Origin of the sequence: Curtobacterium pusillum (assembly GCF_013359865.1) — a bacterium.
Lineage (GTDB): Bacteria > Actinomycetota > Actinomycetes > Actinomycetales > Microbacteriaceae > Curtobacterium > Curtobacterium pusillum.
The window spans coordinates 1-22,524 of the sequence record NZ_JABMCE010000073.1 but is presented as its reverse complement, the minus strand read 5'-3'; the positions used below and the strand labels follow the sequence as shown (position 1 = coordinate 22,524).

General features: G+C 73.7%; 24 protein-coding genes and 1 riboswitch. Of the genes, 10 read left to right on the top strand and 14 right to left on the bottom strand.

Annotation, left to right across the window (positions count from 1 at the left end):
* Positions 1-181: 181 nt before the first annotated feature.
* Positions 182-1,177: a FecCD family ABC transporter permease gene (locus tag HP507_RS08245; protein ID WP_175351306.1), complete on the bottom strand. Its 996-nt coding sequence runs from the start codon at positions 1,175-1,177 to the stop codon at positions 182-184.
* Positions 1,174-2,208 carry a FecCD family ABC transporter permease gene (locus HP507_RS08240; RefSeq protein ID WP_175351305.1) on the bottom strand — a complete coding sequence of 345 codons (1,035 nt, stop codon included), beginning with the start codon at positions 2,206-2,208 and terminating at the stop codon, positions 1,174-1,176. The genes HP507_RS08245 and HP507_RS08240 overlap by 4 nt, the downstream gene beginning before the upstream one ends.
* 159 nt (positions 2,209-2,367) lie before the next feature.
* On the opposite strand from HP507_RS08240, the gene HP507_RS08235 reads away from it, so the two are divergent.
* Entirely contained in the window at positions 2,368-3,837 is a 1,470-nt protein-coding gene (locus HP507_RS08235) for a S1C family serine protease (RefSeq protein ID WP_254701013.1), read from the top strand.
* 22 nt (positions 3,838-3,859) lie between these two features.
* Here HP507_RS08235 and HP507_RS08230 read toward each other — a convergent pair whose 3' ends face one another.
* Both HP507_RS08230 and HP507_RS08225 read right to left on the bottom strand, forming a co-directional pair.
* The gene (locus tag HP507_RS08230) at positions 3,860-5,017 is read right to left on the bottom strand and encodes a hypothetical protein (protein ID WP_175351304.1); all 1,158 of its coding nucleotides are present in this window, start codon (positions 5,015-5,017) and stop codon (positions 3,860-3,862) included.
* A gap of 128 nt (positions 5,018-5,145) precedes the next feature.
* Positions 5,146-5,409: a hypothetical protein gene (locus HP507_RS08225; RefSeq protein WP_271207055.1), complete on the bottom strand. Its 264-nt coding sequence runs from the start codon at positions 5,407-5,409 to the stop codon at positions 5,146-5,148.
* 38 nt (positions 5,410-5,447) lie between these two features.
* Between HP507_RS08225 and HP507_RS08220 the strand changes: the two genes are divergently transcribed.
* Complete coding sequence (locus HP507_RS08220; RefSeq protein WP_175351303.1) at positions 5,448-5,810, top strand: RNA-binding S4 domain-containing protein; 363 nt, start codon at positions 5,448-5,450, stop codon at positions 5,808-5,810.
* Positions 5,811-5,898: 88 nt separating this feature from the next.
* Here HP507_RS08220 and HP507_RS08215 read toward each other — a convergent pair whose 3' ends face one another.
* The 3 genes from HP507_RS08215 to HP507_RS08205 form a co-directional block, all read right to left on the bottom strand.
* Positions 5,899-6,846: a J domain-containing protein gene (locus HP507_RS08215; protein WP_175351302.1), complete on the bottom strand. Its 948-nt coding sequence runs from the start codon at positions 6,844-6,846 to the stop codon at positions 5,899-5,901.
* 74 nt (positions 6,847-6,920) lie between these two features.
* The gene (locus HP507_RS08210) at positions 6,921-8,006 is read right to left on the bottom strand and encodes a winged helix DNA-binding domain-containing protein (protein ID WP_175351301.1); all 1,086 of its coding nucleotides are present in this window, start codon (positions 8,004-8,006) and stop codon (positions 6,921-6,923) included.
* A 41-nt stretch (positions 8,007-8,047) separates the two neighbouring features.
* The gene (locus HP507_RS08205) at positions 8,048-8,794 is read right to left on the bottom strand and encodes a phosphotransferase enzyme family protein (RefSeq protein ID WP_175351300.1); all 747 of its coding nucleotides are present in this window, start codon (positions 8,792-8,794) and stop codon (positions 8,048-8,050) included.
* A gap of 139 nt (positions 8,795-8,933) precedes the next feature.
* Here HP507_RS08205 and HP507_RS08200 point away from each other — a divergent pair, with 139 nt between their 5' ends.
* Together HP507_RS08200 and HP507_RS08195 are read left to right on the top strand one after the other, a co-directional pair.
* Positions 8,934-9,584, top strand: a complete 651-nt coding sequence (locus HP507_RS08200; RefSeq protein ID WP_217508613.1) for a GntR family transcriptional regulator — start codon at positions 8,934-8,936, stop codon at positions 9,582-9,584.
* On the top strand, positions 9,581-10,834 hold the full coding sequence (locus tag HP507_RS08195) for an MFS transporter (RefSeq protein WP_217508612.1): 1,254 nt from the start codon (positions 9,581-9,583) through the stop codon (positions 10,832-10,834). Before HP507_RS08200 ends, HP507_RS08195 begins: the two co-directional genes overlap by 4 nt.
* Positions 10,835-10,850: 16 nt before the next feature.
* Here HP507_RS08195 and HP507_RS08190 read toward each other — a convergent pair whose 3' ends face one another.
* Positions 10,851-11,786, bottom strand: a complete 936-nt coding sequence (locus HP507_RS08190; protein ID WP_175351298.1) for an NUDIX hydrolase — start codon at positions 11,784-11,786, stop codon at positions 10,851-10,853.
* A 67-nt stretch (positions 11,787-11,853) separates the two neighbouring features.
* A riboswitch (TPP riboswitch) is annotated at positions 11,854-11,949 on the top strand.
* On the opposite strand from HP507_RS08190, the gene thiM reads away from it, so the two are divergent.
* The 3 genes from thiM (at position 11,938) to thiD (ending at position 15,091) form a co-directional block, all read left to right on the top strand.
* Entirely contained in the window at positions 11,938-12,813 is an 876-nt protein-coding gene (gene thiM, locus HP507_RS08185; protein WP_175351297.1) for a hydroxyethylthiazole kinase, read from the top strand. It overlaps the preceding riboswitch by 12 nt.
* Positions 12,810-13,598, top strand: coding sequence for a thiamine phosphate synthase (thiE, locus tag HP507_RS08180; RefSeq protein WP_254701012.1), 789 nt, complete (start codon positions 12,810-12,812; stop codon positions 13,596-13,598). Before thiM ends, thiE begins: the two co-directional genes overlap by 4 nt.
* On the top strand, positions 13,595-15,091 hold the full coding sequence (thiD, locus tag HP507_RS08175) for a bifunctional hydroxymethylpyrimidine kinase/phosphomethylpyrimidine kinase (RefSeq protein ID WP_175351296.1): 1,497 nt from the start codon (positions 13,595-13,597) through the stop codon (positions 15,089-15,091). The genes thiE and thiD overlap by 4 nt, the downstream gene beginning before the upstream one ends.
* 148 nt (positions 15,092-15,239) lie before the next feature.
* Here thiD and HP507_RS08170 read toward each other — a convergent pair whose 3' ends face one another.
* The 4 genes from HP507_RS08170 to HP507_RS08155 all read right to left on the bottom strand — a co-directional run bounded on the left by HP507_RS08170 (position 15,240) and on the right by HP507_RS08155 (position 17,080).
* The gene (locus HP507_RS08170) at positions 15,240-15,749 is read right to left on the bottom strand and encodes a metallophosphoesterase family protein (protein WP_175351295.1); all 510 of its coding nucleotides are present in this window, start codon (positions 15,747-15,749) and stop codon (positions 15,240-15,242) included.
* On the bottom strand, positions 15,746-16,216 hold the full coding sequence (locus HP507_RS08165) for a MarR family winged helix-turn-helix transcriptional regulator (protein ID WP_175351294.1): 471 nt from the start codon (positions 16,214-16,216) through the stop codon (positions 15,746-15,748). The genes HP507_RS08170 and HP507_RS08165 overlap by 4 nt, the downstream gene beginning before the upstream one ends.
* An 84-nt stretch (positions 16,217-16,300) precedes the next feature.
* The gene (locus tag HP507_RS08160) at positions 16,301-16,762 is read right to left on the bottom strand and encodes a VOC family protein (protein ID WP_175351293.1); all 462 of its coding nucleotides are present in this window, start codon (positions 16,760-16,762) and stop codon (positions 16,301-16,303) included.
* Positions 16,763-16,783: 21 nt separating this feature from the next.
* Positions 16,784-17,080: a GNAT family N-acetyltransferase gene (locus HP507_RS08155; RefSeq protein ID WP_175351292.1), complete on the bottom strand. Its 297-nt coding sequence runs from the start codon at positions 17,078-17,080 to the stop codon at positions 16,784-16,786.
* A gap of 101 nt (positions 17,081-17,181) precedes the next feature.
* On the opposite strand from HP507_RS08155, the gene HP507_RS08150 reads away from it, so the two are divergent.
* On the top strand, positions 17,182-17,829 hold the full coding sequence (locus tag HP507_RS08150; protein WP_175351291.1) for an NADPH-dependent F420 reductase: 648 nt from the start codon (positions 17,182-17,184) through the stop codon (positions 17,827-17,829).
* A gap of 105 nt (positions 17,830-17,934) precedes the next feature.
* Here HP507_RS08150 and HP507_RS08145 read toward each other — a convergent pair whose 3' ends face one another.
* A complete protein-coding gene (locus HP507_RS08145; RefSeq protein WP_175351290.1) occupies positions 17,935-18,903 on the bottom strand; it encodes an aldo/keto reductase in 969 nt (322 codons plus the stop codon).
* Between the two features lie 98 nt (positions 18,904-19,001).
* Between HP507_RS08145 and HP507_RS08140 the strand changes: the two genes are divergently transcribed.
* Positions 19,002-20,144, top strand: coding sequence for a hypothetical protein (locus HP507_RS08140; RefSeq protein ID WP_175351289.1), 1,143 nt, complete (start codon positions 19,002-19,004; stop codon positions 20,142-20,144).
* A gap of 41 nt (positions 20,145-20,185) precedes the next feature.
* Here the strand turns inward: HP507_RS08140 and HP507_RS08135 are convergent, their stop codons facing one another.
* Positions 20,186-21,043: a LysR substrate-binding domain-containing protein gene (locus tag HP507_RS08135; RefSeq protein WP_175351288.1), complete on the bottom strand. Its 858-nt coding sequence runs from the start codon at positions 21,041-21,043 to the stop codon at positions 20,186-20,188.
* 137 nt (positions 21,044-21,180) lie between these two features.
* Between HP507_RS08135 and HP507_RS08130 the strand changes: the two genes are divergently transcribed.
* Positions 21,181-22,506, top strand: coding sequence for an MFS transporter (locus tag HP507_RS08130; protein ID WP_175351287.1), 1,326 nt, complete (start codon positions 21,181-21,183; stop codon positions 22,504-22,506).
* Positions 22,507-22,524: the final 18 nt, after the last annotated feature.

The window sequence follows — 22,524 nt, the reverse complement described above, 5'->3', positions numbered from 1 at the left end:
GTCCGCCGGTCCGCCGATCCGCCGGTCGGACTGGAGGCGCGGCTCGGCTCCGTCGTCGGGGTTCCCGAACACGCCGCTCACGTCCGCCGAGGTTCCGCTCACTGCTCGATGCGGCCCCCGAGATGCCGCGATTTCGGAACCTCGGGAAGGGCGGGGCGCGGGGCGCGGGGGGGGGTGCCGCTCAGCGGCCGCGAGCGAGCAGCCAGAGCAGGTACGGCGCGCCGATGACCCCCGTGACGACACCGACCGGCAGCGCGTTCCCCGGGAGGGCGAACTGCGCGACGAGGTCGCTCGCGAGCGTGATCGCCGCACCGACGGCCGCGGTCGGGCCGAGTGCGACGCGCCCTCCCCCGACGAGCCGACGGGCGATCGGCGCCGCCATGAGCGCGACGAACGACACCGGACCCGCGGTCGCCACGGCCGCCGCCGTCAGGCACACCGCCGTGAGCAGGAGCAGCACCTTCGCCCGGTTCGGCCGGAGCCCCAGGGCCGAGGCCACGTCGTCGCCGAGCGTCAGCACGGTGAGCCGCGGCGACTGCACGAGCGCCAGCGCCATGAGCACGACGAACGCCACCGCGAGCACCCCGACGAGGTTCCGGTCGACGGCGTTGAGGCTGCCGGACAGCCAGAGGAGCGCGGTGCCCGCCTGGGTGACGGTGCCGCTCGTGAGCATCCACCCGGTGATGCTCAGGCAGATCGCCGCGACGCCGATGCCGACGAGGACGACGCGGTTGCCGGTGATGCCCCGGCGCCACGCGAGTCCCGCGATGACGAGCGACACCACGACCGCGCCGACGAGCACGACGGCGAACAGCGTTCCGCCGCTGGCACCGAACAGCACGATGGCGGTCAGCCCGGAAGCGCTCGCCCCCGAGGTGATGCCGATGACGTCCGGACTGGCGATCGGGTTCCGGACGACGCTCTGGACGATGCCGCCGGCGACCGCCAGGGAGGCCCCGACCAGGATCGCGCCGAACACCCGCGGCCCGCGGAGCTGCCCGATGACGAAGTCCGAGACCGCGTCGCCGTGTCCGACGAGGGCACCGGCGACCTGGACGGGCGAGAGCGGGATCTCGCCGACACCGAGCCCGACGAGCACGAGCGCGACGAGCAGCACGAGGACGGCGCCGAGGACCACGAGCTCGCGGCGGACGGCGGTCAGGTGCACGCCGCTCACAGGCCCTTCACCGCCCGAGATCGCACGAGCCAGATGAACACCGGAGCGCCGATGAGCGCCGTCACGATGCCGACCTGCAACTCCCCCGGGTACGCCACCACGCGGCCGATGACGTCGGCGACGAGCAGCAGGGCGGGCGCGACGATGGCCGAGAGCAGGATCGTCCACCGGTGGTCCGGCCCGCTCAGGCGGCGGACGGCGTGCGGGACGGCGAGCCCGATGAACGCGATCGGTCCCGCAGCGGCGACGGCCGACCCGGCGAGCAGCACGGTGACGAGTCCCCCGACGGCCCGCACGAGCACCACCCGCTGCCCGAGCGAGGCGGCGAGTTCGTCGCCGAGCGCCAGGGTGTTGAGCGAGCGTCCCAGGGCGAACGCGACCACGAGTCCGGCCAGGACCGGGATCGCGATCACCCCAGCGGTGCCGAGGTCCTTGCCGGCGAGCGCCCCGACCTGCCAGAACCGCAGCTGGTCGAGGAGGCTCTGGCTGGTGACGAGCACGGCGGTGGTGATCGACGACAGCGCGGCGGCGACGACGGCTCCGGACAGGGCGAGTCCGACGGGTGAGAGCCCACGGCGGGCGACCGCCGCGATGCCGTACACGAGGAGTGCGGCGAGTGCGGCGCCGACGAAGGCGAAGGGCAGGTACGCCGCAGTGCCGCTGACGCCGAACAGGGCGATCCCGGCGACCACGGCGAGTGCGGCTCCGGAGTTGATGCCGAGCACGCTGGGGTCCGCGAGCGGGTTCCGGGTGACGCCCTGCATGACAGCGCCGGCGACGCCGAGGGCCGATCCGGCGAGGAGTCCGACGACGGTGCGGGGCACGCGGTTCCCGAGGACGATGAGCCCGATCTCGTCGTGCCGTCCGGGGTGCAGGACGGTGTCGAGCACGGTGCCGAGCGGGATCGGACGGGACCCGAAGGCGACGGAGAGGGCGACCGCGACGGCGAGGACGACCACGGCCAGCACGGTCGCGCCGACGAGGCGGGACACGGAGCTGGGTGCTGGAGGTGTGGGCGACGAGGAGCGCATGGGAAGTAAGGCAACCCTAACGGACGCGCTCGTTCGGTGACCCCCGAGCAAGCCGTGAGCGACCGCAGGGGCCGCTCATAGGTTCGTCATGGGAACGGGTCCTGTACTGGGATCCATCGACGCCCGACCGGGTCGTCGAGGGACGACCGGAGAGCACCGATGAACGAGACCCCGAACCCCGCCGCCGACGAGAACGGCACCGCCCGCACCGACGCTGCGCAGCCGCAGGGAGGGGCGACGTGGGAGGCGCCGCACGCCGACCCGTCCACGCTCCGCTCGGCGTACGCGTTCGACGGCAGCGGCCCCTACCTGTACGGCCCGGACGGCTCCGGCCCCTACGCCTACGCGCCCGACGGCCGTGGGCCGTTCCTGATCGGCAGCCCGGCGCTCCCCGGCTTCCAGCACGGCTGGGCGCACGGTGCGGCCGCGGCGAACCACGGCACGAAGCGTCCCCGGCGCCTCGGGCTGATGATCGGCTCCGGCATCGCCGCGCTCGCGATCGTCGGCGCCGCCGGCGGGACCGCGCTCGGCCTCTCCTCGCAGAGCACGACGACCACCTCGAGCCAGTCGCAGGGCAGCACGACGACGCCCGATACGGGTTCCGGGACGGACAGCGGCAGCGGCACCGGCACCGGCAGCGGCACGAACGGGTTCACGGTGCCGGGCGACGGTACGGGCTCGAGCGGCAGCAGCGGCACGAGCACCGAGTCCGCGGCGACGGCAGCGACGACCGCGCAGAAGAAGGGCGTCGTGACGATCAACACCGTGCTGAACTACGACGAGTCCTCGCAGGCCGCCGGCACCGGCATGGTCCTCAGCTCGAACGGCACCATCCTCACGAACAACCACGTCATCGAGGGCGCGACGAGCATCACCGTCACCGACGAGACCACCGGCAAGGAGTACAAGGCGGACGTCGTCGGGACGGACGCCACGGACGACGTCGCCGTGCTGAAGCTCGAGGACGCCTCCGGGCTGTCGACCGTCACGCTCGACGACGACGGCGAGCCGAGCACCGGCGACACCGTCACCGACGTCGGCAACGCGGAGGGCACGGGCAACCTCGTGGCCGCCGAGGGCACCGTCACGGCGACGGACCAGGACATCCAGGTGCAGAGCGAGTCCGGCACGGGCACCGAGTCGCTGCAGGGTCTCATCGAGATCGCGGCGGACGTCGTCTCCGGCGACTCCGGCGGTCCGGTGCTGGACAGCGAGGGCGAGGTCGTCGGCATGGCGACCGCGGCCTCCTCCGGGACGGCGGACGTCACCGGGTACGCGATCCCGATCAGCACGGCGAAGTCGATCGCGGAGAAGATCCTCGCGGGCGAGTCCTCGTCGACGATCACGATCGGGCTGCCGGCGTTCCTCGGGGTCGAGGTCAGCGGCACGGCTTCCACGGGCGGCGTCGCGGTCGCCGGCACGGTCGAGGGTTCGGGTGCGGCGACCGCGGGGCTCGCGGCGGGCGACGTCATCACGAGCATCGACGGCACGGCCGTGGCGAGCTCGGACGCGCTCACCTCGGCGATCCAGTCGCACTCGGTCGGCGACGAGGTGACCGTCGGCTACACCGACAGCACCGGTGCGGCGAAGACGGTCACGGTGACCCTGACCGCCGGCCCCGCCGCCTAGCGGGAACGCGGAGCAGCAGCCGTCAGGACAGCAGCGCCCGCACCACCGAGCGGTACACATTTGCCGGGGAGTCCGTCGTGAAGACGGTCTCCCCGGCCTCCGTGCGTCCGACGCGAGCGAAGCCGAGCCCCGCGGCGTGCACGATGACGATCGGGTTCGGCTTGCCGGGTCGGCGCAGCGACGACACCGTCCACGGCGCCGCCCAGAACCGTGCGAGCCGCGGGTCCGCCTCGGCGATCGCGGCGGGCAGGTCGGGTGCCGGGTCCCCTCCGGAGGTCCTCCGACCGAGCAGGTCCGCCCGGAGCGACCCCGTACGGAACGGGAAGGTCCATGCCGGACCGATGCCGAGCCTCCCGGCCATCGTCCGGACCACGCGCTCGACCGGCAGCCCGGCGACCACGCCGCCCGCCTCGTCCGTCCCGTCGACGACGGTCTCCGACCAGGCCTGGAGGCGCGTGGCACGCCCGTCGGGCAGCCGCTGTTCCAGCGTGACGGGCTGGGCATCGCCCTCCCAGGGTCTGAGGAGGGTCTGGGTGGAGTCGGGCAGGGTGCCGAGTCGGCCGACGAGGCCCGCCTCGATGAGTTCCCGGCCGGCGGGCGTGCGGAGCAGGGCGGGGTTCCAGCGGCGTCCGGCGAGGCTGCGGAGGGTGTTCAGGGCTTCCGCGCCGATGTGGGTGCCCTCGAGGTCGGACGCCGGGGCGGCTGCCGGCAGGGGCTCGAGGTCGCGCTGCACCCGCGACGGTGCGGGTTCGGTGGCGCGGACCGTGTCGAGCACGGCGAAGACGAGGTCGTCGGTGGCGAGCATGCGGGCGAGGGGCCGCTCGATGGTGAGGTCGACGCGGTGCCGCCCGGTGACGAAGAGCAGGTGTGCTCCCGCGACGTCGCCGTGGTCGTCGGGGCGGACGTACTCGACCAGGCGTGCCGGCGCTCCTGCGGTGGTCCACGGGTCGCAGCCGATGAGCCGGAGGCCCTCGACGGACCCGGGGAGCCGTTCGAGCAGGCTGGTGTGCTCCTCGGCGATGGTCCGGTCGCTCGGGCGGGAGCGGACGGTGAGCACGACGTCGTCGCCGGTGACGCGCAGGTCCGCCTGGGCCGAGTCCTCGCGGCGCCACGCGTCGGGGCGGCGGAGGGTCAGGCGGGCGGTGCGGTCCTCGGTGCCGAGCGGGACGGGGACGGCCATGGTCGAAAGGCTACGTCCGGGGTCCGGCGTCGGGCGTGGCGGCTCGCCGGGGTCGATCGGTTCGCATCGCTCGGGCGCGCTCGGGGCGCTCGGGCTCGCTCGGTGCGGGTCAGCGGCGGTCAGCGGGGTCAGCGGCGTGACGGCCTCGGGGACGGCGGAGGCGGTACCGGCTTCGCGGCGACAACGTCGGCGAGCGCGAGCTCGACGGGGCCTCGGCGCGTGTCGATCGTCACGGTCGCCGGTGTCCGCGCGACGAGCACCCCGAGGGCGTCCTGCGCGCCGTCGCCGTGGTGCGTCCGCACGACCAGGCGTTCCCCGACCGCCGCATCGCGCAGCACCCCGAGCGCGTGGGCACGGGCGATCGCGTCCTGCTGACCGCGCTGCTGCTCCACACCCTCAGCGTACGGGCGGCCCGTCCTAGAGTGTGGGGATGGCCAAGGCACGCGTGGACAGCTGGATCTGGGCGGTGCGGATCACGAAGACCCGATCCGCCGCGACCGCCGCGTGCAAGGCCGGCCACGTCCGGGTGAACGGCGAGCGTGCCAAGCCGGCGCAGCCGATCGGCCCCGGGGACGAGGTCCGGGTCCGGCAGAACGGGTTCGACCGGATCGTCGTCGTCACCGGGATCATCCTCAAGCGGACGAGCGCCCCCGAAGCCGCGAAGCACTTCGAGGACAAGACCCCTCCGCGCCTGCCGCGGGAGGAGGCCGGCTTCGTCCCGATCCGCGATCGCGGCGCCGGTCGCCCGAGCAAGCGGGAGCGCCGCGACCTCGAGAAGCTCCGCGGCTACTAGCGCGCCGGCCGCCGCTGCCGCTCGTCGTACGGGTCCACGACGCGGCGGTGCTCCCATCCGCCGACGAGGACGACCACGGGCTCGGGCATCAGACGAACCGGACGGTCTGCTGCAGACGGTCGCGGACCTCGAACACGTCGACGCGCCCCTCGGGCGACCACACGCCGTTCAGCACCTGGCCGAGCGCGCTCCGCCGGACGACGAGCGCGGTGGGCTTCCGGGGCGACCCGACGAGCTGCACGTCCTCGTCGACCGCGGAGTCCGGCACGACGAGCAGCCGACCGGTGAACCGCACCCGCGTCTGCTTCTGCACGGCGCGGGCGGCGCGGACGAGCTCCTTCACGGGACGCTCACCGGGCGCGAGGGTCTCCCCCACGATCTCGCCGTGCTCGATGCGCACGGGGGCGCCCCAGTCGATCGACTCCAGCGCCCACAGCCCGCTCGGGGTGAGGACGGCGTGGTCGAGCTTCCCCTCGGCGCCGGCGTCGAGGTCGTGCCACACCGTCACGCCGATGCCCATGTCCGCGACGATGGACGCGGTCGCTTCCTCCGCGAGGGCCTCGGCCAGCAGCCGCCGGATGTGCCGCGGCGCGGAGCGGATCAGCGCCGGGTCGTACGGGTCCTCGATCGGGTCTCCCAGGCCGACCCATTCGCGCTCGGCCTGCAGGAAGACCTCGCGCGATCGTCCCCCGGGGTGTCCGTGGGACCGGGCCCGGGGGCGGGAGTCGCGGCGCGCTGCCGGGGGTGCGAAGGCGTCGCGAGCCGCGCCGTTCCTCCAGGCCGACGAACCCGACGGGCCGGACGCGCTCTCGCTGCTGGAGCCGCGCGATCCGGCGTCGTAGGCGCGGCGGGCAGCGGGGGTGCCGACGCGCTCCCAGGCGATCTGCACCTGGCGGAAGCGGCGGGCGTCGCCGCCGAGGTCGGGGTGGGACTCGCGGGCGGCGCGACGGTAGGCGCGGCGGAGTTCGTCGTCGTCGGCGGTGACGGGGACGCCGAGGACCTCGTACGGGGTGGCGTCGGCCGGGCTGTCGGTCATGGCGGTGCGACACTACCCGAGGAAGCGCCGGAGTCCGCCGCGCGGGCGCTGGGTGCTGCCTGGGCCCGATGGGCTCAGGCGGAACGCGCGACGTCGAACGCCACGGGAGCGCCGAGGAACGCGCCGAAGCGGGCGGCGGCCGCCTCGAACGCTCGCACCGAGGCGGCGTCGAGGGGTTCGAACGGCGTCACCGTGACCCGGACGTCGCGGGAGCGTTCCGTCCGCGTCCACGTCCCGACGACCCGACCGCGGACCACCGCCATCGCGAGGAACATCCCGTTGCCGCCGGGCACCACCCGCTCGGCGTACGCCGGGTCGAGCTGCGCGGAGCGGTCGGCGTACCCGAGCAGGTACTCGTCGAACCCGGGGAGCAGGTGCCCGGTCGGGACCCCTCCGGTGGCCGGACGATCGGCGAGCGCGACGAGTCCGTCGCCCAGGTCCTCCACCGCGTCTCCGGCGGCTGCCCGACCCCGCCGGACGTCGCCGAGCGGGAGCTTCGTCCACGCCGCCGCGTCCGTCTCCGTCGCGGGACCACGACCGCGGAGGTACCCGACGAGCACCCGGCGCAGGGCCTCGTCGCGGTCCGGCGGGGCCGATGCGGTCGGTGCCCACTCGTCGAGGAGCACGAGCCCCTGACCGACCCGAGCGGTCGGGCCCCAGGCGACCAAGCCCTCCTGCGCCAGGCGGACCAGCACGTGGTACCCGCGGCCGGCGGTCGGGTCGATGCCGGCGTCCCGGTAGACCGCGAACAGGTCGTCCCGGACGAGGGTCCGCCCGCCGGACAGCGCTCCGACGGTTGCGTCACGGGCGCGGGCCAGCACGGGGTCGTCGATCCCGAGCTCCGCCGCGCGCCGGGCGATGCTGCGGACGGTCCGCTCGGCGGTCAGGGAGAGCAGGAGGCGCAGGTCGTCGGGGCGCATCACGTGCAGGGTGCCGCGCATCGGCCAGGAGCGGACGAGCTCGCCACGGTCGAACGCGGCGCGGACGTCGTCGCGGGTCGACCCGGGCGACCGCACACCGATCGCCCACAGCACCTGCCCGAGGTCCTGCCCCTGCACGGCCAGCATCCGGTCGACCGCCTCGGCCGGCGCGAGCCCGGGCACGGCGACGCCCTGCGCGGCGAGGCGCATCGCGCGGAGCTGCGCGCGCGTGGTCGTCATCCCACCAGCATGCCCGGCACCACCGTCACGCGGGCGCCCCGTCAGGCGACGGCTGCGGTGATCTCGTCCGCGTGCTCCTCGAGGTACGCCACGTCGGCCCGGTAGAGGTCGGCGTGCCCGTGCTCGAGGTCGCTCACGAACTTGGGGTTGCCCGCGGCGGCCTCGGTCTCGATCGTGGTGACGAGGGCGACGAGCGACGCGGTCATCGTCTCGGCGAGGAGCTCCCGCGAGCGCCCGTCGAGCTCGTAGGCGCGGCAGAACTCCGCCGCACGGTCGAGCCGCTCGTCGAGGGACGGCGCTGTCGAACCCTCGACGACTCCGGTCGTGAACGGGGCGAACCGGTAGACGGCGCTGGCGACGTCCCACACCCGGGGCCCGGGGTGTGCGGTGTCGAAGTCGATGAGCCCGACCGCGGCGATGCCGTCGTACACGCAGTTGTACGGCGCGAAGTCCCCGTGCACGATCGTCTCGACCGGCAGCCGGTCCGCCTGCGACCAGACGTCACGCGTCTCGTCGCGCGGGAAGCTCGCCGCGGCGTCGTGGTAGTGCCGCAGCAGGCGCGCGGTCGTGACGAGGGCGGCTTCGCTCGCCACGTCGGCGGTCCACGGGTACTCCCCCGCGGTGCCGGGCACGAAGGACACCGTCTCGAGGGTGTCCCCGTGCTCGATCGGTTCCGGCGCCGCGACGAACCCCTGTTCGTGCAGGTGGGCGAGCAGCCGGTGCACGGTCGGCGTCCACGGCCCTGCCGGGCGGTGCACACGATCGTCGGCCCTGGTGATCCGCTCCATCGGAACCTCCTGTTGTACGTCTCCGTTGACGTGGTGGTCCAGCGTACCGGGCCGTGCCGCCCGGTGTACCGGTCCACGTGTGAACAGCGCGTGACGCTACCGCATGCACCGTTGCATGCAAGGAGTAGGATCGTTGATCGTGACCACCCCGAGCACGAACACCACCGCCCAGGCCGCGTCCGACCGGGCGTACGAGCACGTCAAGCGCGCGATCATCCGCGGCGACCTCCCCGGCGGCACCGCGATCAGCGAGAACGCCCTCTGCCAGGAGATCGGCGTGTCCCGGACACCCGTGCACGAGGCGTTCCTGCGCCTCGCCGGCGAGGACCTGCTCACCCTCGAGTCCCGGAAGGGCGCCGTGGTCCGGCCGATGTCCCCGAACGAGGCCGCCGACGTGCTCGAGATGCGCGAGGCCATCGAGTCGACCGCGGCGACCCGCGTCGTGACGGACGGCCGGGTGGCGGACGTCACCCCGAGCCTCCAGGCCATGCTCGCGGAGCAGGAGCAGGCGGTCGCGACCGGTGACGTCGACCGCTTCGTCGAGGTCGACGCGGAGTTCCACGGCGCGGTGATCGGCGCGTCCCGGAACGCGATCGCCGTGATGTTCGCCCGCACCCTGCGGGACCGGCAGCAGCGACTGCGACACCACCTCATGCGCCTGCAGCCGTCGCAGCTGCAGGCGTCACTCGAGGACCACCGCGCCCTCGCCGCCGCACTCGAGGCCGGCGACGCCGCCCGGTACGCCGAGGTCCTCAGCGCCCACGTCGCATCACACCGAGGCGCCCTGTGAGCACGGCCGACGCCACCACCGGCAGCATCCCGACGACCGGGTCCGTCGCCGTCCCGTCCGCCCGTGTGCTCCCCTGGGTGGCCGTGTGGGGCGCGGTGTTCGTCTGCTCGTGGGGCGGCAACCAGTTCTCCCCGCTGCTGCTCATGTACGAGGAGCGCGCGCACTACTCGTCGGTGCTCGTCAACGTCTTCCTCGGCGTCTACGTGCTCGGGCTCGCGCCGGCGCTCCTCGTCGCCGGGTCGCTCTCCGACCGGCACGGGCGCCGTCCGCTCATGCTCGCCGGCATCGTGTCGGCCGTGGTCGGCAGCGGGCTGCTCGCGTTCGGGCCGCTGGGCGCCGGCTTCCTGATGGCGGGGCGGCTGTTCTCCGGCATCACCGTCGGGATCGCCATGGCGGTCGGCAACAGCTGGGTGAAGGAGCTCTCCCAGGGCCGCTTCGACCCCGCCGCCGACGCCGGGTCCGGAGCCCGTCGGGCCTCGCTCGCGTTCACCCTCGGGTCGGCGTCGGGCGCGCTCGTCGCCGGCCTCATCGCGCAGTGGGGCCCGATCCCCGAGGTGCTCCCCTTCCTCGTGCACATCTGCGTCGCGATCCCCTTCGCCGTGGTCGTCTGGCGCACGCCGGAGACGAACCGGACCGGAGGGCTGCCGGGCCCGTGGTGGAAGCAGCTCGCCGTGCCGAGCGCCGGACACCGCCGGTTCACCCGCGTGGTGCTCGTCGCCGCGCCGTGGATCTTCGGGTCGGCCGCGATCGGGTACGGGTACCTGCCGACGAAGCTCGCCGGGGCGACCGGCACGTGGGGACTCGTGTTCGCGACCGCCGCGACCGTCGTCGCCCTCGGGGTGTCGAGCGCCGTGCAACCGATCGCCGCGCGCGTCACCTCGCTGGTCTCAGCCCGGGGCCTCCTGACCGCCGTCGCGCTCATGACGGTGGGCATCGCCGTGGTCGTCGTCGCGATCCAGGCGCAGTCGGTGGCGATCGGGCTCGTGGCGAACGTGGTCATCGGCCTCGGGATCGGGCTCGCACTCGTGTCGTCGTTGCTCGAGGTCCAGCGGATCGCGGGCTCCCGCGACCTGGCCGGCCTGACCGGCGTGTTCTACGCCGCGGCGTACGCCGGGTTCCTGGCGCCCGCGGTGATCGCGGCCGTCGCGAACGTCGTCGCGGTGCCGCTCATCCTGTGGGTCGTCGTCGGGCTCGGGGTGGTGTCGTGGGCCGTGATCCTGGTGTCGTCACGGAAGCACATCCCCGCGTAGGGAGCACCCCGCAACGCTAGAACTGGTCGCGCAGCCAGGCGGGACCGCGCGACACGGCGCCGAACTCCTCGATCCGCCCGCGCAGTTCGCGGTCGGCCGTGACGACGACCACCGGCCCGTCGCCGGCGTCGACCGCGGCACGTGCGGCCTCGACGATCGCGTCGTCCCCCGACCCGGACGCGCGGGCGACCGACACCGACGCGGCACCGTGACGGGCAGCCCGGTCGCCGACGACACCGATGCCCGCACCAGTACCGTCCGCGTCCCGCGCCTCCCCCTCGAGCACCACGCTCCACCGCGGCCACCACCGGTCGAACGGCAGCTCGAGCAGGTCCGCTGCCACTCCCACCGCGGCGAGCGCACCGACGGACGACAACAGCCGCGACGCGGCCCCCGCGCGGTCCTTCCACCATCCGTCCGGCACGCTGCCGACGACGTTCGCCGCGTCCACGACGACGTGCGGCGTGGTCGCGATCCGCGCACGGAGCGCGGGCCAGGACGCGCCGAACCCCGGGTGCAGCGGCAGGTCGTCGACCTCGCCGACGGGCACCCACGCGAGTTCCAGGCTCTCGCGGTCCGTGATCACCGGTTCGAAGGGCCTGGAGGCGCGCCCCACCACTGTCGTGTACGTCCAGAACCCCAGGTCCAGCACGGAGGTGTGCCGCAGGGCGACCCCGTCGAGGGGCACGCCGGCCTCCTCCGCGGACTCGCGGAGCGCTCCGGTGACGGCGTCCTCGCCCTGGTGCCGGGCTCCGCCCGGGATGCCCCACGTGCCGCCGTGGTGGCTCCACTCGACGCGGTGCTGCAGGAGCACCCGGCCGGACCCGTCGTCGACGAGGAGCCCGGCGGCGCCGAAGATCCCCCACGCCTTCGTCCCGTCGGGTCCGACCGCCCAGGCGTCGCCGGGATCGCGAGGGCCGGGAGGTGGCCCGGGAGGCGTTGCGTCTGGCACGTCATCACCCTTTCACATGGCCCTCGTCATGTGACCGGGGAGGTCGCTGAGCGTCGTGTACGGTGTCGTCCGAGACACGGGGTGCCGCAACCGGCGGCTGAGATCACACCCGTCGAACCTGCTCGAGCTCGTACTCGCGAAGGGATCGTCCATGCACACTGCTGCGCCCGTACCCGCTGCGTCCGCCGGGGGTCCTGCCCCGGACTGGGCGGAACGCACCGCCACGCTCCTCGAGGCCGTCCGTGCCCGAGGACCCCTGGTGCACTGCATCACGAACACGGTGGTGCAGAACGTCACCGCGAACGTGCTGCTCGCCCTCGGGGCCTCGGCCGCGATGGTCGACGTCGTCACCGAGGCCGGGCCGTTCGCCCGGGTCGCCGACGCCCTGCTCGTGAACACGGGTACCCCGCACGCCGAACCGCGCGCCGCTGCGCTCGAGGCCGCCGTCGCCGCCGTGGAGGCCGGGACGCCGTGGGTCCTCGACCCGGTCGCGGTCGGGTCGCTCCCGGTCCGGACGGCGCTGGCTCGCGACCTGCTGGCGCTGCACCCGACGGTGCTGCGCGGCAACGCCTCCGAGGTGCTGGCGGTGCTCGGGGCCTCGGCCGGCGGGCGCGGAGTCGACAGCACGGTCGGCACGGACGATGCGCGTCACGCTGCGCAGGACGCGTCGGACGGGAGGCGCGTGGCCGCGGTCGCCGTGTCCGGTCCGGTCGACCTGCTGGTCGCGCCCGGCATCGGCGCGGTGCGGGTCGCGAACGGCACCGAGCTGCTGACGCGGATCACGGGCGGCGGGTGCGCGCTCGGTGCGGTCGTCGCCGCCTTCACCGCCGTGTCACCCGGGGACGCCGGAGCCGCTGCCGTCGCGGCGACCGCGGTGCACACGATCGCGGCCGAGCTCGCCGCGCGGGAAGCGGGTGGTCCGGGCACGTTCCAGCCGCTGTTCCTCGACCGGCTGGCGTCGCTGTCCCCGGAGGACGTCGTCCGCGAGGCCCGGATCACGGTCGAGGCTCCGGCGGTGGCGGCATGAGCGTCACGACGGACTTCGGCGTCTACCTGGTCACCGACGGGGCGCTCTCCGACCGGCACGGCATCGGCATGCTCGGGGTCGTGCGAGCCGCGGTGCACGGCGGGGTGCGGATCGTGCAGGTGCGCGACAAGGACGCCTCGGCACGGGATCTGCTCGCCCTCGCCGCAGCGGTGGCGGGCGCCGTGGGTGACCGGGTGACGGTGGTGGTCGACGACCGGCTCGACGTCGCGCTCGCCGCCCGCCACGCGGGACACCCGGTCGCCGGGGTGCACCTCGGGCAGTCGGACGTGCCGGTCGAGGTCGCACGGGCGCTGCTCGGCCCGGACGCGCACGTGGGGCTGACCGCGAACACGCCGGAGCACCTCGCGGCCGTCGCGCGGCTCCCTCGGGGAACGGTCGACCTGCTCGGGGTCGGCGTCGTGCACCCCACCACGACGAAGGCGGACCACCCGCCGGCGCTCGGTCACGACGGGTTCGCCCGGCTGGCCCGAGCGACGGACGTGCCCTGCGTGGCGATCGGCGGGGTGACGCTCGACGACGTCGCACCGCTGCGGGCCGCTGGTGCCGCCGGTGTCGCCGTGGTGTCCGGCATCTGCGCCGCGGCCGACCCGGGGTCCGCTGCCGCCGCGTACGTCGCGGCGTGGACCGGCGACCCGCAGGAGGTGCGCCGACCCGGTCACGGCGATCCGCACCTCCCGACCGGCCGTCTGCCGGAGCGGGACCGGCCGGACCGAGGCGATCCGCGCCTCCCGACCGTCACCGCGCACCACGGGGCGGACTCGTGACGACGGCCGGGCGCCGCATCCCCCGCGTCCTCAGCATCGCCGGGACCGACCCGACCGGCGGCGCCGGGCTGCAGGCCGACCTGAAGTCGATCGCCGCGCACGACGGCTACGGGATGGGCGTCGTGACGGCGCTCGTCGCGCAGAACACCCACGGTGTGCGGTCGGTGCACGTGCCGGACGTCGCGTTCCTGCGGGAGCAGCTCGACGCGGTGTCGGACGACGTGACCATCGACGCCGTGAAGATCGGGATGCTCGGCACGGCCGAGGTCGTCCGGACGGTGACGTCGTGGCTCCGGGAGCACCGGCCGCCCGTCGTCGTGGTGGACCCGGTGATGGTGGCGACGAGCGGGGACCGCCTGCTGGACGAGGACGCCTCGCGCGCGATGGTCTCGCTGTTCGAGCTGGCCGACCTGGTGACGCCGAACCGCACCGAGCTGGAGGTGCTCGCCGCACTGGCCGGCGGGTCGCCGTCGTCGTCCCTCGACGCGGCGCTCCTCGTCGCTCGCACCTGGGACGTGCTCGTCCTGGCGAAGGGCGGGCACGACGACGGGACCACCTCTGACGACGTGCTCGTGTCCGCGTCCGGCGTGGTCCGGACGTTCTCCGCGCCGAGGATCGCGACGACGAACACGCACGGCACCGGCTGTTCCCTGTCGAGCGCGATCACGACGCTCGCCGCCCGCGACGGGGACTGGGAGCTCGCGATCGGCGGGGCGAAGGCGTGGCTGACCGCTGCCCTGCTCGGTGCCGACGCCCTCGAGGTCGGGAGCGGCAACGGACCGATCGACCACGGGGCCGTCGTGCGTGCGGCGCTGCCCGAGCTCTCGTGGACGGACCGCTGGTGGGACGACGTCGCCGGGGTGCTGCAGGAGACGATCGACTGCGCGTTCCTCGTCGGCATGCGCGACGGCACGCTCGACTCCGACGTGTTCGCGGGCTACCTGGCGCAGGACGTGCACTACCTCCGGGCGTACGAGCGGCACCTGGCGACGCTCGGGTCCTGGTCGACCGGCGAGGAGGCGGCGTTCTGGGCCGCCGCCGCGCAGGGCTGCGCCGACGAGGCCCGCGACCTGCACCACCGACGGCTCGCCGGCACTCACGCGGACGATCCGGTGCACCCGACGTGCGCGGGGTACCTCGCGCACCTGCAGGAGGCGGCCGACTCCGGGTCGGCCGGGGTCCTCGCGGCCGCGGTGCTGCCGTGCTTCCGCGTCTACGCCTGGGTGGGGACGCGGATGGGGCGGGCGGCGCCGGAGCACCCGTTCGCGGACTGGATCGCGGCGTACGGCGACCAGGGGTTCGCGGACGCCTCGGCGGCGGCGACCGGGTGGGTCGAGCGGTCGGCTGCCGCGGCGACGCCCGCGGAGCGCGGCGCGATGTCGCGGGCGTTCCGCCGCGCCACCGAGTGGGAGCTGGCCTTCTTCCGCATGCCGATGGCGGCCGCGGCCGGGGGCGGGGGCGCGGGTCCCACGAAAGCGACAGTGTCCCGCTGAGCCGCGCCGTCCCACCCGCGAAGGCGACAGAATCCCGGCCGGTTCGCGCAGCACACAGTCGCTTTCGCGAGCGGGGCGGGCGGGAGGCGCGGGGCGGGGCGGGGCGGACGGGAGGCGCGGGGCGGGGCCGCACCGCGCCTCCAGTCCGTCAGCGGGTGAGCGGGGGCAGACGCACCAGCTCGACGGCGAGCGCGCGGCCGTCGACGGTGCCGCGCATCCACGTGTGGTCCGGCTGGCGGCGCCGGTCCGTCGGCGAACCGGGGTTGAGCAGCCGCAGACCCGACGGCGCCACGGTGTCCCACGGGATGTGCGAGTGGCCGAACACGAGGACGTCGGCGTCCGGGTACTCCGCGGACATGCGACGCTCCCGACCGGTCGCCGTCCCGGTCTCGTGGACGAGGGCGAACCGGAGCTCCTCGACCGTGAACCGCGCCACGAGCGGCAGTTGATCGTCGAACTCCGGGCCGTCGTTGTTGCCGCGGACGCCCTCGAACCGGCTCGCCCGCCCCGCGACGGCGTCGAGCGTGGCGAGGTCCACCCAGTCGCCGGCGTGCACCACGAGGTCCGCGGCGTCGATGTCGGCCCAGAGCGGCTCCGGCAGGTCCTTCGCCCGTTTCGGCAGGTGCGTGTCCGAGAGCAGGACGAACGACGTCGTCACGGGCTCGTGCGTCCCGGTAGCGGCAGCCCGGCCTCGTCCGCGGCGCCGAGCCGCTCGAGCAGGCCGGCGAGCAGGGCGATGTCGTCGTCCGACCAGCTCGCCAGCCGCTCGTCCAGTGCGTCACGGTGCAGCTGCACGGACCGTTCGAGTGCCGCACGTCCCTCGTCGGTGACCTCGAGGGGCTTCGCGTTGCCCGTCCCGCCGTCGGTCGTCCGGACGAGCCCGGCCGCCAGCAGCCCGGACAGCTGCCGGGAGATCGTGGAACGGTTGAGCCGCAGGTACCGGGCGATGTCGATGGCCATGCAGCCGGGGTGCTGCACGACGAAGTCGACGAGGGACTGGTCCACGACGCTCAGGATCGACTCCGAGCCGCGGGCGCGGATGCTGGCGCGTCGAGTGATCCGTGCGAGTTCGGTGTAGGCACGTCCGATGTCGCTGTTGCGGACATCGGGCCTCGACTCGCTCATCGGAAGACTCCAGCCTGTCTGCGCCGGCACCGGCCGGCGGTGATCGGTCCCGCAACAATACCGGCGGGTACGCTCCGCTCCGGCTCAGCGACCCGCCGCCGCGGCCTGCAGCGCCGGGATGTCGAGCTTGACCATCTGCATCATGGCCTGGAAGACGCGGGCGTTCGCCTCGGGATCGCCCGACCCGGTCATCAGTTCGCCCATCATCGACGGGGTCACCTGCCACGCCACACCCCAGCGGTCGAAGAGCCAACCGCACGCACTGGGCCGTCCGCCGTCGGCGAGCAGGCCGTCCCAGATGCGGTCGAGCTCCTCCTGCGTGTCGACGTCGACCTGGAACGACACCGCATCGGTGTGCTCGTGGCCCGGGCCGCCGTTCATCGCCCGGTACGGCTTGCCGAGCAGCGTGAACTCGACGACGAGGGTCTGCCCGTCGGGCGTCCTGCTCACGCTGTCGATGCTGCTGTCCGGGAACAGTGCGACGTAGTGCTCGGCCGCCTGCTCGGCCTGGTCGTCGTACCAGAGGAACGGGGTGATCGTCGGCATGGCGGGGCCTTCCGGTTCGGCTCAGTCCGCAGCGCCGCGGCTGAGCAGGTCTGCCTTCTCGGGGTGTTCGTCGAACCACTTGCCGACGAACCAGCACATCGGGACGATGCGCTTCGTGGTGTTCGCCTCGACGTCGGCGACGGCGAAGTCGACGAGTTCGGCGGCGTACCCGTGCCCGCGGTGCTTCGGCACCGTGTAGGTGTGTGGGAACGCGATCGCGTCGCCGTTCTCGCGGTAGTCGAGGACGCTCACGAGTTCTCCGCCGACGTACATCGCGTAGCGGTCCTGGTCTGCTTCGTCGCGGAACTCGTGGTCCATGCGGCCATCATGCACTTGCGTGACGCCGCGTGACCGGAACGGGGACGCCACGTGACCGGAACGGGAATGCCGGACGTGCTGGCGAGCGTTGGCCGGACACCATGACGACCATCGGCATCATCGGCGCAGGCAACATCGGATCCCAGCTCGCACGACTCGCGGTGCAGCACGGACACCGGGTGGTGATCGCGAACTCACGAGGTCCCGAGACCCTGACCGGGCTCGTCGACGAACTCGGCCCGGACGCCCGGGCGGCCACCCGCGACGAAGCCGCCGCGGCGGGCGAGATCGTCGTCGTGACGACCCCGCTCGCCGCGATCGACACCATCCCGGTCGAGCCGCTCGTCGGCAAGGTCGTGATCGACACGAACAACTACTACCCGCAGCGCGACGGACACATCGAGGCGCTGGACGACGAGACCACCACGACGGCCGAGCTCCTGCAGGCGCACCTGCCCGGCGCCCGGGTCGTGAAGGCGTTCAACCACATCCGTGCGGCGGACCTCACCGGCCACGCCGCACCGGTCGGCACCCCGGACCGCCGCGCGCTCGTGGTGGCCGGGGACGACGCCGAGGCGAAGCGCGTCGTGTCCGAACTCATCGACCAGTTCGGGTTCGACGTCGTCGACGCGGGACCACTCGCGGAGGGCTGGCGCATCCAGCGGGACACCCCCGGGTACGTCGCCCGGTTCACCGCGGACGAGCTGCGCGGCAAGCTCGCCGAGGCGAAGCGCTACCGCGACCAGTAGCGGCCGGGGGCCCGGCACCGCAAGACGCAACGTGGGCGGTTTCTCGCAGCGCAGTACCGCTGCGAGAAACCGCCCTGTTTGCGTTTTGCGAGAGCCGCCGCGCGCTCAGTCGCCGTCGAAGATCACCGTCATCTCGGCGATGTCGTCCTCCGACGGCGTCCACGCCGTCCCGGCCTCGGCGTTCTGGCGGATCTGCTCCGGCTTCGTCGCCCCCGCGATCACGCTCGACAGACCCGGCTGCGCCAACAACCACGCGAAGGTCGCCTGCAGCATCGTCACCCCGCGCTCGTCGCAGAACCGCTGGAACTCCTCGACGATCCCCCACGGTGCATCCTCGAGCAGCTGCGGCTTCGCCGTGGTCAGCCGCCCGTCGGAGGGCCCGCCCGACTTCGTGTACTTGCCCGTGAGCAGGCCGTTGTACAGCGGGAAGTACGGCAGGAACCCCAGAGCGTACGCACGCACCGCCGGCAGGACCTCGTCCTCGACGCCACGGGCCAGCGGGCTGTACTCGTTCTGCGCCGACACGAACGCCGTGGTCCCGGCGATCGACGCGGTCAGCTCGGCCTCGGCGATCTGCCACCCGGCGAAGTTCGAGTGGCCGATGTAGCGGATCTTCCCCTCGCGGACGAGGTCGTCGAGCACCGACAGCGTCTCCTCGATCGAGGTCACGTCGTCGGGCCGGTGCATCTGGTAGAGGTCGATCCAGTCGGTGCCGAGGCGCTTCAGTGAGGACTCGACGGCGAGCCGCACGTACCGACGGGAGCCGCGGACGCCCCAGTCCGGCCCGTTCGCACCCTGCATGTCCATGCCGAACTTCGTCGCGAGGACGATCTCGTCCCGGCGCCCCGCGATCGACTTGCCGAGCATCTCCTCCGACAGCCCGGGCCTGCCGCCGTAGATGTCCGCCGTGTCGAAGAGGGTGATGCCGGCGTCGAGGGCCGCGTGGACGACGGCGTCCGTGCCCTCCTGCGTTTCGGTCAGCGTGCCCGGCCTGCCGAAGTTGTTGCAGCCGATGCCGACGGTGGAGACGACGAGCCCTGACGGCCCGAGCGGACGGTGTTCGATTCCGGTCATGCGTCGACCGTACCGGCGACCCCGGAACTGGGGCTGCGGCAGCCGCACCGGTTGCCGTTAGAACTGACCATGGATCAGCCTACGGAGGGAGCACCGCAGTGGCATCGCATCGCATGCCGGACGAGGACCGGCCACGCCGCACGGTCCCTGCCTGGGTCACGGCGCCGCCCGAGAGCGCGGATGACGGCCTGGAGGCGCGCCCCGCCTCCGTCGCGTCGGCCCCCGCCCCGGAGACGGTCGCCCCCGTCAGCGCGCTCCCCGCACCGCAGTCCGCACCCGCGTTCGCCGAGGACGACATCGTGGTGCCCGACTACCCGCCGCAGGAGCACCTCCTCCCGCCCGCCCCGACGTCACCGGCGGTGCACACGGTCCCGTTCGCCACGGCATCGATCCCCCCGGCACCGGTCTCCCCGATCGACGCCGCTCCCCCGCCCCCCGTCACCCCCGCGGTCCCCGCCGTCCCGGTGGTGGGACAACCGCGCTTCTCGGTGCCCGGTCTCGAGCACGTCGTCGTCGAGGGCGTCGAGCCGGAACCCTCCGGACCGATCGGCTACCGGACGCCCGCGCGCTTCGCACACCAGCGTCCCCTGTCCGAGCCTCGCGCGCAGCAGCCGACGCCGACGCGCTCGTTCGACGCCGTCATCGCACCGCCGGTCTCCGCTCCGGCACCGGTCGCTGACCCGTTCCCCGCCCTTCCGTCCGCCGCCGTCCCGTCCGCCGGCCTCTCATCCGCCGCCGGCACCACGGCCGTCACGGACCGCGCCGGAACGACACAGCCGACCAAGCCCGCGACGACGACGAGGACCCGCACCCGCGCCACCGCCTCGACCACCGCACCGTCTGCCGGGGCGACCGGGTCCATGGGGGCCGAGCCGCGCCTCCAGGCCGACCAGACGACCGAGGCGGAACCCAAGCCGCTCGTCGGCGCGACCCCCGGGGCGGTCCTCGGCGCGGTCGCCGGACTGGCGACGCTCGGGCTGGCGGCCTGGTGGTTCCTCGCTCCCGCGACGGTGCACGGCGTCGGGCTGGTGCTCGGGGCGCTCGCGCTCCCGCTGTCCATCGTGACGCTGCGGAACCGCGCGGCCTCGTGGCAGCGGCCGATCGCGCTGCTCGGCGCGGTGCTCGGCGGGGTCGGCACGCTCGTCCTGCTCTGGGCCGTCGCGTCGGCGGTGCTGTCGCTCGCCGGGGTGACGCTGCCGGACCTCACCGGCAGCGGGACCGTTCCGACCCTCGCGCCGTAGCACCGGGCCGTCCCCGCACATCGCGGATCCGGCAGCACCGGTCACACCGCGCGGATCACCCCACGGGACAGGATCGCGTTCGTCAGGGCGTCGATCGGTTCCCGCTGCACCGTCGGGTTCGCGATGAGGACGTAGTCGACGGCGGGCAGGTCCGGCAGCGACAACCGCTGCGACACCTTCACGAGGTCGGCGGGGATGAGCGAGTGCGGGAAGACCGCGACCCCGATCCCCGCCCGGACCGCCGCGAGCACGCCGTTCACGTCGCGCGTGTTGCACGTGATCCGCCAGGTGCGTCCGGCGGCCTCGAGCGCGTCGATCGCCATCTGCCGGCTGATGCTCGGCGCCTGGTACGCGATCAGCGGCACGGGTTCCCCGGGCTCGAGCGCGATCCCGTCCTGCGCCATCCACACCATCTGGTCGGTGGCGACACGGGTGCCCTCGGCGGACTCCCCCGCGGTCTGCTTGATGAACACGAGGTCGAGCTGCCCGGCGCGCACCCGGCGGAGCAGCGGCGCCGACTGGTTCACCGTGAGCTCGAGGTTCACCTGGGGGTGCAGGCGCCGGAAGTCCCGGAGGATCCGCGGCAGCTGCGTGATCGCGAGGTCGTCCGCCGCCCCGAACCGGAGCCGCCCACGGGTCGCCGCGCCCGAGAAGTACGCGTCGGCGGTGGCGTGCGCCGCGAGGATCGTCCGCGCGAACCCCGCCATCGCGTCTCCGTTGTCGGTCAGTGCCACGCCGCGGGTGTCGCGCGCGACGAGGGTCCGGGACACCGCGGCCTCGAGCCGTCGCACGTGCTGGGACACCGTCGGTTGGCTGATCCCGAGGCGCGCTCCGGCTTGGGTGAAGCTCCGGGTCTCGGCGACCGCGAGGAACGTCTGCAGCAGGACCGGGTCGAGCACGAGGGCGCCTTCCGTCGGTGGCGGTCCATTCGACTTCGCAATGGAGTGATAGCCACCATAGGGGTATCGAATGGCCCGCGTCCACGTAGTTTCGATGGGGTACCACTTCCGCACCCGACGTCCGGAGATCCCACACCGTGAGCGCGTCACCGACGACCCTCCCCCCGCCCACCGAACCGCTCCCGATCCAGGCCGCCCGACCGCCGTGGCGCCACACCCTCATCGCCCTGTCGGTGCCGAACTTCCGGCTCTTCACCGCCACGAACCTCGTCGCGATGACCGCGGGGTGGATGCAGCGGATCGCGCAGGACTGGCTCGTCCTGCAGCTCACCGGGTCGGTCGCGCAGGTCGGCATCACGGTGGCGTGCCAGTTCGCGCCGATGCTCCTGTTCGGGCTGCTCGGCGGGGTGCTCGTCGACCGGTTCTCGAAGCGCGCGCTGATGATGATCACGCAGGGCTCGTTCGCGGTCCTCTCGGCGCTGCTCGCCGTGCTCACCCTGGCCGGCGTCGTGCAGGCGTGGCACATCTGGGCGATCGCGTTCCTCGTCGGCATGGTGACCGTGATCGACAACCCCGCCCGCCAGGTGTTCGTCACCGAGATCGTCGGCCACCAACACCTGCGGAACGCGATCAGCGTGAACTCGTCGGTGTTCCAGCTCGGCGGCATGATCGGACCGGCACTGTCCGGCGCGCTGCTCGTGGCCGTCGGGGCCGGCTGGTCGTTCGGCGTCAACGCGATCGCCTGCGTGGCGGTGGTCGTGACGCTCGGGTTCCTTCGCGTGTCGGAACTCCACCGGACGCCCCCGGCACCCCGCGGCAAGGGGCAGCTCGTCGAGGGACTCCGCTACGCCGTCCGGAAGCCGACCATCATCGTGCCGGTCGTCCTCGTGGCGTTCTTCTCGGTGTTCGCGCTGACGATGCCCGTGCTGCTCTCGGCCTTCGCGTCACGGGTGTACCACGTCGGCGCGGGAGGGTACGGGGTGTTCAACTCCGCCATCGCGATCGGTGCCCTCACCGGCGCCCTGCTCTCCACCAGACGCGCGGTGGTCCGGCTCCGCACGATCGTCGGCGGTGTGTTCTGGACCGGTGTGCTCCTCGTGGTCACCGGTTCGATCCCGGTCATCGCACCGTTCACCGTCGCACTCGTCGCCGTCGGGATGTCGCAGCTGCTGTTCCAGACGGCGTCGAACTCGCTCGTGCAGCTGTCCTCGAACGTGGCGATCCGCGGGCGCGTGATGTCCCTCTACGTCCTGGTGCTGCTCGGCGGGCAGGCGATCGGCGGCCCGCTCATGGGCCAGATCGTCGACCACTTCGGGGCCCACGTGGGGATGGTCGTCGCGGGAGGTGTGCCGGCCGCGGCCGCGGCCGTCGTCGGCCTGGTGCTCGCCCGCCGGGGCGGCCTGTACGTCGCGGTGCGGATGCGGCACCACATGCCGGTCCCGTCGATCGTCGGCCACCGCTGACGCGGCCGGGGCCGCGGG